Below are 13,454 nucleotides of genomic sequence, written 5' to 3' on the forward strand. Positions count from 1 at the left end.
TGGGCAAACCTGTTGCTTGCTGCGATGTCGGTGGATCATCCGAAGCCTTAAAATCCGCGGGTAAAGGAGCTGGTTTACTTCTACCTGCTGACGTCACGGCTGACGTCGCGGCGGCACGCTTGAAGGATTGGATCGTCGAGCTGAACGACGTTCCGCCTGCGCTTCTGCGCCGATTTGTTGAGCAAAAATTCTCTCGACACAAACTGGGAAGAGCGACCTATTCCGCTTACCTGGGGCACGCCTTGGAGGCTGGCCATGCAATCTGAGCAGCGCCATCGCATCGGCATTATTGGACCTTTTGGTGATCCGATTTCGCAATTGATTGAAGATTATCCAGAGGATGCACAATCAACTTACCTTATGGTGACAAATCCGATGGATGCCATCGGCTTGGTCGACTCTCTTCTGGTACTGAATCAAGATTACGCGCTGACTTATCTGCCTGCTCTGTTAGAGAGCGCCCTGCCCTGCAAAGTCATCCTGCGCCGGGGTGAAACTGCAGAGAGGCAATTCCAGGCGGAAGAAAGCATCGCATTGTTGGGAAATTCCTTACAACAAGCAAAATCCGAAGTGGTCGAACTTTTAGCGATTACGAAAGAATCCGCTGATTCATGCCAATTGCTGACCCAGCGCAAAATTGGCCAGATGAAACCATTGCATCGTCTGAGCGGTGAGCGCCCGACCGTCGCATTACGGCGTGACGATGAAGTGTTTAATTTTTCGTTTCCGCTTGGTTCCGGATTGCAAGAGACCCGCCAGGCGGAAAAAGATGTGTTTAACTGGGTTCGATTGCGTCGGCTTGCCAACCTGATCGCGGGCGATCCAAACGATCTCGACATGGAAGACATGACTGCGTTTTCCAGAGGCGAGGATGGGGTTCCAGCGCCACCCGCTCGCTCCGGCACACCTACAATGGTTGTGGTCGTTCCAAATGGGATCGGCCTTGGCCACGTCACGCGCATGATGTCGATCAGCATGGAGCTCAAACGCTCTAAAGGTTTTCGGGTTGTTTTCTGGTGTTTTTCTCGGGCTGCGGCGATTGTTCAGGCTGCTGGCTTTGAAGTCGTCTTGCGTCAGACTTTCAGCCATATAAATGCGCATCCACCGGACTGGCGGTGGGGGGGAAGAGTGGAATTTGCCAAACTCTTGGCAGACGTAAAACCTGACATCGTTTCCTATGACGGCGGCTCTTTTGACAGATTTCTACTCAACGCGATGCGCACGCCTGGATGTGGCAAGTCAGGTGTTCTCTGGGTTCGAAGAGGAATGATGAGCCCCGACACACCCGAGAGCATCCTCAATCCAGAACAGTTTTCTGACTTGGTCCTTGAGCCAGGCGATCTGGCCGTAGATGCAGACGTCGGTCCGACCCGGAACGGCAAAGCGGAGTTCCAAGGTTTCTGCGAAAACCTTTTTGTCCCTTCGGTGACCCTCAGACCCTATCTAAAAGACTACAGCCGCTCAGAAGCGAGAAAACGTTTGGGCCTTAAGCGATGGGGGCGCTATTGCTTAATGTCTTTGGGCGGCGCGTTCGGTAACTGGGATGAATTGCTTTGGAATGTGACTGAGAACGCTAAACGGAATGGCATCAACCTTGTTTGGGCTCAGTCACCGTTAGCTGCCCCGCCCGTTGCTTCAGATAAGAAAACTTTGATCCGCCAGATATATCCACTGGGTCCATATCTCAGCGCATTTGACGGCGTGATTTCGGCGACCGGATATAATAGCTTTCATGAGCTTCTAATCGGATACGACAAGCCCGTTCTGCTTGCTCCTACAAACCAAGATCGCATTGACGATCAAATCGCGAGAGCGCGTTATGCAGATGAGCAGGGTTGGTGCGACGTGCTTTACCCGACCAGACCGGAAGAGCAACCCGCGACGATCGCGCGATTTATGAAAGCCGTGAAGAGCAAAGCAAAAATCACGACGCGTCCCAAGGAGTTTCTCCCGCAGGACGAAATGGTTTCCAGACTTATGGGCCTTGTCGATAGGTACAGGAATTGAGCCGATGGCAACAAAGTCGGAAAACTTAAATCTGAGCCCTGGCTTTATCCGCCGCCTCCTAAGGGAAAACCGCGCTCAAGGACGCGCCCTCGCCTCTCATGAACTGAGACGCGCTCTGGAAGAATTGCAAAACCCAGAACTTTTCGAGCTGAAAATTGATTTCCACAATACAGCTTCTGCACGAGACGTGGAATTGCCATCTATCATCGTCGATCCGGTTTCAAAATTATTGCCACGCCTAAATGTTCCGATTGGTGCAATCGTCTGGGAAGAAAATGCCGACAAACTTCCTGTCGTCGGCATTCTGACAAGTGCCAGCGACAGCGAGGCGTTGAGAGCCGGGCTTAAGGCGCTACTCACCGCGCACGCGAGTGACCCTTTCGCGCGATTTGTATTCCTGTGCACAAGCTTCGCTGCAATTCCATTCTTGGGACGATATCAATTCGCCTACGAGTATATTGGTGAGAATTACGGTGACGTGAGTTTCAAGCGCGCAGCAATTCGCTATGGTTTCGAAGAAGTTAGGTCATTGGTAGGCGCTGAGTTGCAATGGAAGCATACTCACAATTAGACGGCGCGACCGGACGATTCGGCATTCGATTCGGTAGAATGTCACATCCAACTTACAACTTAAAGTAAACTTAAATAAATTCGCCTTGCGGTAGCACGCGACTCTACCACAAGATATGGGAACAATTTTACAAAAATTTAGCGATTGTCACCGCTGAGTGCTCAATGCATCCCATAGAGCTTTGTTTTTTTTACATATTGCGGCATTATTGGTAACTCTCAGTCGAAGGTGGGGCAGAATTGTGGCCTTTTGTTGTCGGAAGAGTTTTTTGGGGATGTGCAATTATGAATTCTAAATTTAGAACCACCATCTCAGCGATCGTCTTGTCCAGCGCGGCGGCGAGCACAGCCTTGGCGGCCGCAATTGACGCGGAACTCACTCAACAAATTGACTTCAGAAGCGCGGACTTTGCGGATTGTCTGGATCAAGAAGAGTGCAGCGTTTCAGGACTGACAATCCGAGCAGAGCGTCGTGATGATCAGACGTCTCCTTGGCTTACAGCAAACCTTTATTGGGACCCGATTGACGGTCTCGGTGTCCAAAATGGCGCTCAGAACGACGAAATTGACATCGACGAACGGATCGTGGTGACCTTTAACGATCCGGTCACAGTCAAGCGTGTTTGGCTCAGCGACTTATTTGTTTCCGAAGATTCTCGCTATGGAACATTCGGTGCCGACCGTCTGTTGCCAGAGCTTCCCGCAGACACGGAAGTCGCGGGTGTGAGCCTTTTTGATGGCGAACTTGAACTCACATCGCTGGCGATTAACGGCGAAGATCGCCTCCCTTGGGCGTCTTTCAACCAAGAAGTGGACGTGCGCTTCCGTGAAAATGGCGACCTCCGTCGCCGCATCATTGTCAACGACGACACGATCCGTGTGATGATTCCGGGGGATGACCTTTTCCTGACTGCGCCAACACGGCCCCTTGAGCAAGATCAAGACAAAGAGAACAACTTGTTTGCGGGTCTGGAAACCGTCGAACTGGATATCACTGATCTCTTGAAAGAGTTCAGTGGTTCGCCAGTCTTTGGTGTGGGTTCAAGAAACTTCGAAATTATCAAAGCTGTTTCAGAAGACCCCGAAAATATTGCTCGTATTTTGCAAATTGCACAGCAGAAACGAGACACCATTCGGATGTCTAACGGTGAAGTTGGCCATGACGTTGATTTCGAACTGAAAGTCACATCCGTTTCATTTTTCGCGCCGTTTAGCGCAAGCAACGATTTCTCCGTTGCTGGTATCGTTGTTGAGTAGAGAAAGTTAGAACCCATGGTTAAAAATTCTCGTCCATTCTTAATCTTCAAAACCGCCGTTATTGGCATTTTCGGCCTGTCACGGGTCGCTTCCGCGATGCCGATTGCGATGAACGATCACGTGACGCAGGTCGAAACCTGGCGTGCCGTCAAGGATGACATGACACCGCATGCCCAAGGTGCGGTGCCGCTTGGCGAACATGTTAAAGACGTGATAGCGAATGCAGATCTTCGCAACGATTTGATCGACACGGTCGAGCTGACATATAGTATGGTAAGCGCTGACGAAATTGGCGCGTTGGACAACTTCTGGATGGAGGTTGTAACATCGCTTGCGGATGCTTCAGCGATTTCCACTTATCTCTCGGTGCGTGCGAGTATGGTTGACCCCATATTTACCGAGGGCGTTGATAGCTTGGTCTGGCAAGTCCAAGCAGGTGGCACCAATTGCGATGGCGATCGTTGTAACAATGGCGGCGGAAACGGCGAAGAAGGGTGTGATGCCTCAGATCAAGAAAACTCCAATGATGATGGTGACCGTGGCGGCGGCGGCGGTAATTTCAACAATGGATTTGGCCAACGGACCTGATCGCTAATAACTAAGACAGGCAGAGCATTGCGCTCTGCCTTCTTAATTTGTAACAATAATTCAATGAGTTCCACGGATCATACTTCGACGTCAGAATACCCACTGCCGCCAGAGGCAGGTGATCCTGAAACCTTTAAACGAAGAATTCAAGGAGAGAGCGCAAAGTCCGTTCTCGAAATTGGCCGCACCCCGGCCGTTTATAGCTACGCTATTTTGGAAGCTCTACAAGCAAACGGCTATGGCGTATTAAGTAGCCTTGAAGCCATCACCGCCCCGAAAAACAAAAAATTCTATCGCTTGTTGACCGAAAATGGCTTTGAGAACTCTCACTCGGTTATCAAATATAAAAAATCCTACCATTGGGCATTGCAGCGCATGATCTCTGATCCGTCTAGATCGTATTTTGATATGTGCCTGATTTCCGCCAATAAACGGTTTGAGTCATCCGCTCTCACAGCCACATTGGCTGACATACTTATACGACCAGGCGGCCTTCTGGTGATGCCAGGATCAAATTGGTCCATGCAAACGTCTCCTTATTTCAAGGAACGTCCGGAGATCGCAAACGATGTGGACAATGATGAGATTGAAAGCCGTCCACTTGAAGTTGTACGCGACACAATTCTTTTTAGACTGGGCTATGAGATTATTTCGGAACCGAATTGCCCAGACGTGATATTTGCGCGGAAGCCCACTTAAGGGCTTCCCACGCAAATTCTTCCAATGCTGAAAGGTCCCGGTGTTTGGGACCGAACAAAACTTAAAGGTCGTGTAGAAACGCTTGAAGACGACCTTCGCCGCGGCCAGACGCAACCAAGCAAGTCAAACGGCGCTGAGGCAATGTCAAAAGAATTGTCCATGTGGAGCTGTTAGGCTTCGCATAGATTTCCATCACATTGTTAGAAGCGCTCATTGCGTTTGCAATCAGGCTTTCACCGAAGTTGGCGTTCAAACGATCAACGACCGCATCGCGGTTCGCGCATGTTGCTGCTTTGGCAGACGATGCCACTGACATCGCGAACACCGCCGCTGCAATTGCTTTACCAGCAAATTTTACCATGTCTCTGTCCTCTCTGCTTCAACAGGTATTCATGCGACAGCAGAATTACTTTCGCACCCTGACTTTCTAAGAAGAGATTCGGCCAAAGACGTGAACGGGGTTAGGAGTTTTGCAGGTAAAAATGGGGCTTTTTCAGGACGCCCTCCTACAATTGCGGCAGTTTTGTCGTGATTACTGTGGGGACAGGTTGAGCAGCATTTCCAATATAGCGATCAAAATTGGAACGAGAATGATCACCAAATTTACTGGGAACATGAACATTGCCATAGGGAAAAGCATCTTCACAGGCAGCGCGTTCGCTTTTTCCTCGGCACGAAGTAGCCGCCTTTGACGCATCTCGGCACTAAACACCCTCAAGGTCTGCGCCACCGAAGCACCCAGTTCCTGTGATTGTTTAAACAGCACGGCCAAAGACCGGGCTTCGTCTACGTTGATACGTTTAGAGAAATTCATGAGCGCTTGATCCACCGGGCGGCCAGCGCGAATTTCAAGGTTGATAATTGATAGCTGAACGCCGAAGTCGGGGGTCGTAATCAAATATTCGCGGGTCACACGGTCAAGCGCCGCATCAATCCCCAATCCAGCTTCTACACAGACAAGCAAGAGATCCAAAAAATCTGGGAAAATCTTGCGGAATTCATTCTGGCGATGCTTGGCACGCCGCTCCAATACGGCCGAGCACAAAATGAAAATGACACCGCCCAGCATAAAAGAGCCGAACAGAATATTGATCGAATCCAATGTCGGGATCAGAATGTTGAGCGCCACCTGAAAGGCGACAACAAAAGCGATCGTTACACCAAACCGGATCAGATTGAATATGCTCATCGCACGTTCGGAAAAATAGCCGGCTTGCACCAGCCGCATCCTGAGGGAATTCACCTCCTCGTTTTGCACGACGTCCAGATAATATTTTATCTGCTCATTGCCCGAACCAAGAATGCGATCGATGTTATCGTCGACCTCTGCCCGAGAATTTTTGATCCGGCCAACATTTTTTGTAACTTCACGGCGCCGAAATACTCCCGCCAAAACAAGGTAAGTAATCAGCAGAACCGCAAGAAAGATCAGACCAAGTAAGACGTTCTCATTCATTAAGCGATCAATCTCTCTTGTTAGTAGTCAAAGTTCACAAGGCGACGAATGACGATCATGCCCATAAAAATTCCCACAAGGCAGCCAAAGACGACGTGCGGGCCATATCCGGTTTCCCACAACGGATCGAAATAGGTCGGGACAAGAAACTTCACCATATAATAGAGACCAAACGGGAAGAGCAGCATGATCCAAGCTGTGATCCGCCCTTCAGCAGAGATGGCCAAAATCTTTCGTTTCAGCATCAAACGGTCTCTGATCATCTGGGAAAGGTTGGTCAAGATCTCAGCAAGGTTACCGCCGGTGCCGCGCTGAACGCTGACACTCACGGTCACCATGTTCACTTCGCTCGCGCCAACGCGATTGTATAAATTGATCATCGCGGTTTCGAGTTCGGCGCCAAAGGTCATCTGATCGTTCAAAATCCCAAATTCAGAGCCAAGAGGATCTGGCATCTCGCGCGCCACCAAGGCAATGGAAGAGTTCAGAGGGTGCCCCGCATTCAAACTGCGCACCATGACATCCAGGGCGTCAGGGAGTTGGTTGGTAAAGGCCTTGATACGGCGGCTTCTGCGCCACCAAAGGACCCCATAACTAAGCCCTAGGCCGAAAACGATAGCGAAAACCATCTGGAAAACGCCGGTTACACCAACAACAAGCCGACCGATAACAAAACCCAAAAAAATGAAGGCGAGCAGATACGCCGCCATTCGCGGAACTGAAATCCGGATGCCGGTCTGGCCAAGAAACCGGCTTGCGCTGTTCGAAATATCGATTTCGCCCGCTCGGCTCGCTAACCCTCTGGAACGCAGCAGTTCAATATGCGGCTCCATTTTGCCTTTGCTATTTTGGCGGATGTTCTCCAGTCGGTTCGAAACGTCTCTGCGTGAACGCGCAGATCTCGTCAGGATACGCAATAGGGTATCAACGCCCAAAAGCGCTGCGACAAAGATCAATCCATAGAGCATTAAGAGATTGTCGGTCATGAGGATTGCGCCTTCGATGGATCAAAGATCTCGCTCGGGAGGTAGATCCCCATCGTCTCCAATTCGTCTAAATAGGTCGGGCGAATGCCTGTGGCCTTATATTCCCCGATGATCGTTCCATCATCTTCGACGCCTTTGCGTTGGAACTTAGCAATCTCCTGCAGCTGGATAATGTCACCCTCCATGCCGGTAATCTCTGAAATCGAGACCACGCGACGCGAACCATCTCGCAAGCGGACCAGTTGAACCAGCAACCTAACCGCAGATGAAATCTGCCCGCGAATGGCGTTTTGTGTCATTGGCATTCCAGCCATGCCGACCATTTGTTCAATTCTGCTAATGGCGTCCCGCGGGTTGTTGGCGTGCACCGTTGACATCGAACCTTCGTGACCGGTGTTCATGGCCTGAAGCATGTCGAAGGCTTCGCCCCCCCTCACCTCGCCGATGATCACGCGATCTGGTCGCATCCGCAGGGCGTTTTTCACAAGATCACGCTGCATGATCTCATTGCGGCCATCAACGGTGGGTGGCCGCGTTTCGAGTCGCACAACATGCGGCTGTTGCAACTGAAGTTCCGCTGCATCTTCGATTGTCACCAAACGCTCTTCATGAGGGATAAACGAAGACAGCGCGTTCAGCATCGTTGTCTTACCTGCGCCGGTACCGCCAGAAATAATCATCGAAATCTTTGCCTGGGCGGAGGCCGCCAGCAAATCGGCCATCCCTTGAGACAGCGCGTTATTGTCCACCAGTCGCTGAAGAGAATAAGGGCGCTTGGAGAATTTGCGGATCGACACCTGCGGGCCATCAACGGCGACGGGTCGAATGGCGACGTTTACACGTGATCCGTCTGCAAGGCGTGCGTCCACAAGTGGCGAACTCTCATCCACGCGTCGACCAACGGAAGCGACGATCTTATTGATCACCCGCATTAAGTGATCTTCATCTTTGAAACGGACCTTTGTGGCACTCAGAATACCGGCGCGTTCGATAAAGACACGTCCAGATCCCACAATGAGAATGTCTGAGATGCTGTCGTCAGCCAGAAGTGGCTCGATCGGGCCAAGCCCAAGCATTTCGTCGCCAATATCTGAAATCAGCTGTTCCAGCTCTGAAGAGCTGAGCGGAAAATTGTTAGATTTCGTGTATTCGCGAACCAGAGGGCGCAATTCATCTTGAATTTCGTCCTCATCCATCGTGTCCAAGATGGATAGGTTGATTTTATCAATCAGAAACCGGTGTAATTCGACCCGCTCGGAAATAAAATCTGGTTCAGCCTGTGCCGGATCGGACTCATCGATTGCTTCGGGCAGTTCTGCGACAACCTTTAAGCCCTGCGTTGCAGCTATTTTTTGTTCTGCGTTCTTTTCCGCGGTTCTGAAAAATCGTCCGACCATAACTGACTTTCTATTTTACGATAACTTTCGTTCCAGGCTTCACTTTTTCATACAGAGACATCACGTCGGCATTGGTGAGCCTAAAGCATCCCGACGTTTCGTACCCACCAATTGTCGAGCTGCTATTGGTGCCGTGAATGCGGTAAAGAGTGTCCCGGCCGTCTTCAAAGAGGTACAGTGCGCGTGCGCCCAACGGGTTATATGGACCTGGAGGCACGTAATCTGGCAAAGACGTATCCCGCTTTCGCATTGCAGCTGGAGGGCGCCACGCAGGCCAAGTCGCCTTACGTCCAACAACCGTAGTCCCAACCCAGACAAAACCGTCCCGACCCGCAGAAATTTTATACTTCTCTGCTTGACCTTTTCCTAAAACGCGGTGAAGCGTAAGTTGTTGGTTTGAAATAATAATTGTTCCCGGACGTTCATTGCTGCGATAGCTGACAATCTCCATTGTCGTGGGGCCATGGCTCCGCGGGATCTTCTTCATTTCCGCATGGCCTTGGCCGCCGACCAAAGTGGCGGCACCTAAAGCTGCGGTGAATGTTCGACGAGAAATTCTGGTCATCCGGTCGCTACCTCCGTCTTCGGTAATTCGATCGCTTTCACGTATTTTCGGAGACGTTTGGTAAAGGCGTTTCCAGACCTGACATCTGCCGGCACGAGGCCTCGATCCAATGCCTCACCCAGCACATCATTTTCGACTGGCAGGTAATAAAATGGCGTATCTTCAAACAACTCTTTGAGTTTTGAATTGCCAATTCTTGACCCAAAAATCGACCGATTGCGTTTGTTAATCAAAACCGAAATAGGAAAATCATCGCCGCGCAAAGCTTTGACCCGTGCTACCATTTCAAGGGCGTGTTTCAGCGACGGCAAATTAAGTTCGCTCACGATTGAACATGTGTTCACTGCAGACAGGACATCATCACGCCAGTCGGTTTCATAATATGGAATATCCAGCACCGTATGGTCATGTTCCATCACAACCGTATCGAGCATGCGTAACACCAGCTCATACCCATTCAACTCAGTGTTCAGATCCGGTCGCTTGAACGAATAAAGGAAAAATCCGTTCTCATGTGGCTGGCGTAAGACACGCATAAATTCCGCGTCAATGCGACGGGGCGAGCCGACGACAGATCCCAAGTTAAACGTACTGGGCATATTAAGAACATAGGAACAGTTACCGGTCGAAAAATCGAGGTCAAACAAGGCGATAGATTTCTTTTGTTTGCGAAATTGCTGTTGCAAAATATCTGCAAGGCTCACCGCAACGGTCGTCGCCCCTGCGCCACCGACGGCGGAGAGAACGGCGTGTACCTTGTGTCGTCCAAAGCGTTTTGTCTGCACGACGGCTTTGATTGCCGCGACCAATACGTCCTTTTCGAGCGGCTTGTTAATCCAATCTTGCACCTTGTGGCGGAACAACAGGCGCGTTTCTTCGGCATTCAGAGTCGGCGAAACTGTAATAATGGGCAGGTTGGAATCATTACCCTGTACCGATGTGAGGACCTGAACTTCGTCGTCGTTGAGCGCAGAAAAATCTAGGATGACAAGATCAAACGTCCCGTCTTCGAGTGTCTTTTCCACGTCCCGATGATCGATCGCTTCAATCAAGAATTCAGTGGATTCCAATGCACCTTTGACATCACCCGGATGGGTGTCAGCGCCGTTGACCAATAGAATGCGTGTTTTTGTAGTTTCTGTCATCGTTAATAATCCACCACCGCGGTCAACATGTGTCGCGGCAATCGCTAAGATCTTCGCTCGTTATTGCGACTGGGTGTGCCGCGATTTCTAAATTATTGATTGCTGGAACCAGTCGGTCCAACAGCAAAAAATCAAATGTGATATTGCGTAATTCGACCGTGATCGTAGAGACTTGGCCAAATGGGCGACCGACGTAGCCAAGGCCAGACCTAGAATAAGTCACCCGTACATTGTCGACAGTGATAAAGGGGGCAACGTCACACATACCGACAACGGAAGTTGCACTAACACTGCCGCAAACACCGTCCCCTCCGGTGACAATCCGCTCTAATGTGCCTGTTGCGCAGGCCGTTGTTTCAGCACCGCAAGCGATCCGCGAGGTGGACGTTGGAACCGGATCACCCTCGACTTCGCCAGAAATGCCAGATGCCATCGCCGCTTCATATTGCGCGCGCCCAACCAGAGGCGTCGATACTGCCACCATCCGTGCACCGATCTGAGTTGCTTTCGCAGCCATATTCCACTGCCAGGCCAACCCGCCAAACTCGATCATCCCTGTGAACACCAACAAAACAATCGGCATGGCCAACAAGGCTTCGGTCATACTCGTCGCGGTGTCATCCCTCGCGAACTTTGCCAGAGACATTACCATCCGTAATACCTCATCGTTGCCCAATACCGGATTTGGATGCTGTCGCTGAACACCGCGCTAAAAAACGGGGTTCCTTGATAGTTTACCGAACCTTCCAGCACGATGGTGGTATCAATGTCAGGCAACGTGGGCAAAGAAAGGAGATCGGGCGAGATTGAAAGCTCTGAAGCGTCGTCCCATCCGGGAACGCGGGTCTGAGATGCCCCCCCTGGGTAGCCATAGAAGGCAATTTCACGGGCTGTCCCAATATCACATGAAAGAATTTCACGGCAACGCGACCAATAGCGCGCCGCATCACGCACTCCAACTTGAAGCTGCTGGCGTTGCCACATGAGGCTGCCAAACTCCAGCAGCCCCATTGTAAAAAGAACGAGGACTGGAAGTACAAGCACACCTTCGACCAAAACAGCACCGTCTTGGTCCGAGCGTAGGTCCTTATGTTTCTTCCGTACCAATTTACAGGCCCCTCCTTACAGAGATCCCGTCTTTACCTCATAAAACTCTCAAGCGTTCCGCCATTTCGCACAGGCACGAACTCTAGCCGCCGACGTTGGTTCCTGTGTTTGCAGTATTCGTTGGCTCAACTTCCATAATGGCAGTATTTGCCATATGGGCATTCCCTGCCCTCGTAGACACACGGTCCCAATTGTTCCGATACTCAGCGCAGCTGGCGAGCAATGTGCCACAGACCAAAAGAAGCAGAGTAGCCTTACTTTTTCTTGATGACGCCATCGTCAAACTCCAATTCAATCATATGACCGTACGGCCCGACAACACCAACGCCATTTCTGAAATTGCGGATTTGGTCTTTGTCCACTTCCAAGAGCCCCATCAGGAACAATTCGACGTCATCACTGGATCGCGTCGTATCAAACGGGCTGGCCAGCGGCTCGCCAGGGCGCGCCGGGCGTACAATTCGAGGCGTAACCAAAATGACCAAATCGCTTTCGCGTTTTTGGAATCGGGTGCTGCGGAAAAGAGCGCCGAGAACAGGAACCTGTCCAAGCCAAGGCACCTGATCAATGCTGCGCGCATTGTTTGTCTGTAACAGACCTGCAATCGCGAAGCTTTGACCAGACCGCAGTGAAACTGTGGTCCGTGCACGCCGCGTGGTAAACCCAGGTTCACCATTCACATTAATTGACGCGTCAATGTCGCTCACTTCTGGTGTGATCCGCAGACGGATCAATTCATCGTCCAGAACCTCGGGCAAGAAGTTCAGTTTAACACCAAACTCACGATACTCTGTGGCGATGGTTGTGACACCATCGGTGCGGCTGGCGACGGAGATTGGCACTTCGCCACCAGCTACGAAATTTGCTTCGATACCGCTGGTCGTGACCAACTTTGGGTTTGCGAGACGACGGGCCAAACCTTTGCCCTCAAGCGCGTTGATCATAAAGTCGATCTGGCCACCAGACACTTGCAGCAAAGTTCCCACTGCAGTGCCAAAAGGCACACCCGTCGGCAACGCTCCAGTTGCGAAACGCTCATCGCCCGCGCCTCCAGAGCCTGTACCAGTCAGGCTAACGCCTAGCTCACGGCCGGAACTGCGTTCTACTTCGATAATGCGCACGTCCAATTCGACTTGACGCTCACCTTTGATCTGCATCGCATTGATGACAGGGTCAGATGTATATTGCTGAGCGATCTTTACGATACGGCTGGCATCAACGTCATTCCGAGCGGTGCCTGTCAGGCGAACGCGGTTGTTGATGTTTGTCACGGCGATATTAGAGCTTGGAACCGCGGATTTAATAGAGGCTTCAAGGTCCGAAAAATCCGCCCGAACCCGAACGTCAACAACCTCGAGGATGCGACGGTCTTCGGTATAAAGCGTGATGTTCGTGATACCAAATCGCTTAGACTGGATATAAAGCGAGTTATCCGTCAGCGGAAATACGTCCAGAATGTCTGTATTCCCGATAACGATTTCCGAAAACGGCTTGTCGGTTGAGACCGTCAAAACCCGCCCGGATTCCATTTCGACTTTGCTGACTGTGCCATCGTCAATGGTAATGCTCTGCGTTTGCGCTTGAGCAACCGGCGCCATGGCAATCAGCGCAATCAGCAGACCTAAGAAGGGTGCTTTCAAGGTCGCCTTGCACTGTTGCGCTAAGAATTTCATTTTT

The 13,454-nt window shown here is 51.0% G+C and carries 15 protein-coding genes; 6 read left to right on the plus strand and 9 right to left on the minus strand.

Features of this window, described 5'->3' with window-relative positions:
- The 6 genes from TA5113_RS17000 to TA5113_RS12625 form a co-directional block, all read left to right on the plus strand.
- Positions 1–266, plus strand: a 266-nt coding sequence (locus tag TA5113_RS17000) for a hypothetical protein (protein WP_165589419.1), incomplete at its 5' end; no start/stop codon positions are given.
- Positions 256–2,007 (plus strand): hypothetical protein, encoded by a 1,752-nt coding sequence (locus tag TA5113_RS12605; protein ID WP_058316748.1) that lies wholly within the window; start codon positions 256–258, stop codon positions 2,005–2,007. The genes TA5113_RS17000 and TA5113_RS12605, both read left to right, overlap by 11 nt.
- Positions 2,008–2,011: 4 nt before the next feature.
- A complete protein-coding gene (locus TA5113_RS12610; protein ID WP_058316499.1) occupies positions 2,012–2,578 on the plus strand; it encodes a hypothetical protein in 567 nt (188 codons plus the stop codon).
- Between the two features lie 284 nt (positions 2,579–2,862).
- On the plus strand, positions 2,863–3,834 hold the full coding sequence (locus TA5113_RS12615) for a hypothetical protein (RefSeq protein ID WP_058316500.1): 972 nt from the start codon (positions 2,863–2,865) through the stop codon (positions 3,832–3,834).
- A gap of 15 nt (positions 3,835–3,849) precedes the next feature.
- Positions 3,850–4,422 (plus strand): hypothetical protein, encoded by a 573-nt coding sequence (locus TA5113_RS12620; protein WP_058316501.1) that lies wholly within the window; start codon positions 3,850–3,852, stop codon positions 4,420–4,422.
- Positions 4,423–4,485: 63 nt separating this feature from the next.
- Positions 4,486–5,121: a hypothetical protein gene (locus tag TA5113_RS12625; RefSeq protein ID WP_058316502.1), complete on the plus strand. Its 636-nt coding sequence runs from the start codon at positions 4,486–4,488 to the stop codon at positions 5,119–5,121.
- Between the two features lie 61 nt (positions 5,122–5,182).
- Here TA5113_RS12625 and TA5113_RS12630 read toward each other — a convergent pair whose 3' ends face one another.
- The 9 genes from TA5113_RS12630 to TA5113_RS12670 form a co-directional block, all read right to left on the minus strand.
- On the minus strand, positions 5,183–5,482 hold the full coding sequence (locus TA5113_RS12630; RefSeq protein WP_058316749.1) for a hypothetical protein: 300 nt from the start codon (positions 5,480–5,482) through the stop codon (positions 5,183–5,185).
- A gap of 171 nt (positions 5,483–5,653) precedes the next feature.
- Complete coding sequence (locus TA5113_RS12635) at positions 5,654–6,577, minus strand: type II secretion system F family protein (RefSeq protein ID WP_058316504.1); 924 nt, start codon at positions 6,575–6,577, stop codon at positions 5,654–5,656.
- 20 nt (positions 6,578–6,597) lie between these two features.
- Positions 6,598–7,563, minus strand: a complete 966-nt coding sequence (locus TA5113_RS12640) for a type II secretion system F family protein (protein ID WP_058316505.1) — start codon at positions 7,561–7,563, stop codon at positions 6,598–6,600.
- On the minus strand, positions 7,560–8,960 hold the full coding sequence (locus tag TA5113_RS12645) for a TadA family conjugal transfer-associated ATPase (RefSeq protein WP_058316506.1): 1,401 nt from the start codon (positions 8,958–8,960) through the stop codon (positions 7,560–7,562). The genes TA5113_RS12640 and TA5113_RS12645 overlap by 4 nt, the downstream gene beginning before the upstream one ends.
- A 10-nt stretch (positions 8,961–8,970) precedes the next feature.
- A complete protein-coding gene (locus tag TA5113_RS12650) occupies positions 8,971–9,525 on the minus strand; it encodes a L,D-transpeptidase (protein WP_058316507.1) in 555 nt (184 codons plus the stop codon).
- Positions 9,522–10,670, minus strand: a complete 1,149-nt coding sequence (locus TA5113_RS12655; RefSeq protein ID WP_058316508.1) for a response regulator — start codon at positions 10,668–10,670, stop codon at positions 9,522–9,524. The genes TA5113_RS12650 and TA5113_RS12655 overlap by 4 nt, the downstream gene beginning before the upstream one ends.
- A 22-nt stretch (positions 10,671–10,692) precedes the next feature.
- Complete coding sequence (locus TA5113_RS12660; RefSeq protein ID WP_220387210.1) at positions 10,693–11,274, minus strand: TadE/TadG family type IV pilus assembly protein; 582 nt, start codon at positions 11,272–11,274, stop codon at positions 10,693–10,695.
- A 41-nt stretch (positions 11,275–11,315) separates the two neighbouring features.
- Entirely contained in the window at positions 11,316–11,777 is a 462-nt protein-coding gene (locus tag TA5113_RS12665; protein WP_058316752.1) for a TadE family protein, read from the minus strand.
- A gap of 254 nt (positions 11,778–12,031) precedes the next feature.
- The gene (locus tag TA5113_RS12670; protein ID WP_181949469.1) at positions 12,032–13,450 is read right to left on the minus strand and encodes a type II and III secretion system protein family protein; all 1,419 of its coding nucleotides are present in this window, start codon (positions 13,448–13,450) and stop codon (positions 12,032–12,034) included.
- Positions 13,451–13,454 lie beyond the last annotated feature (4 nt).

Source organism: Cognatishimia activa (assembly GCF_001458335.1).
Lineage (GTDB): Bacteria > Pseudomonadota > Alphaproteobacteria > Rhodobacterales > Rhodobacteraceae > Cognatishimia > Cognatishimia activa.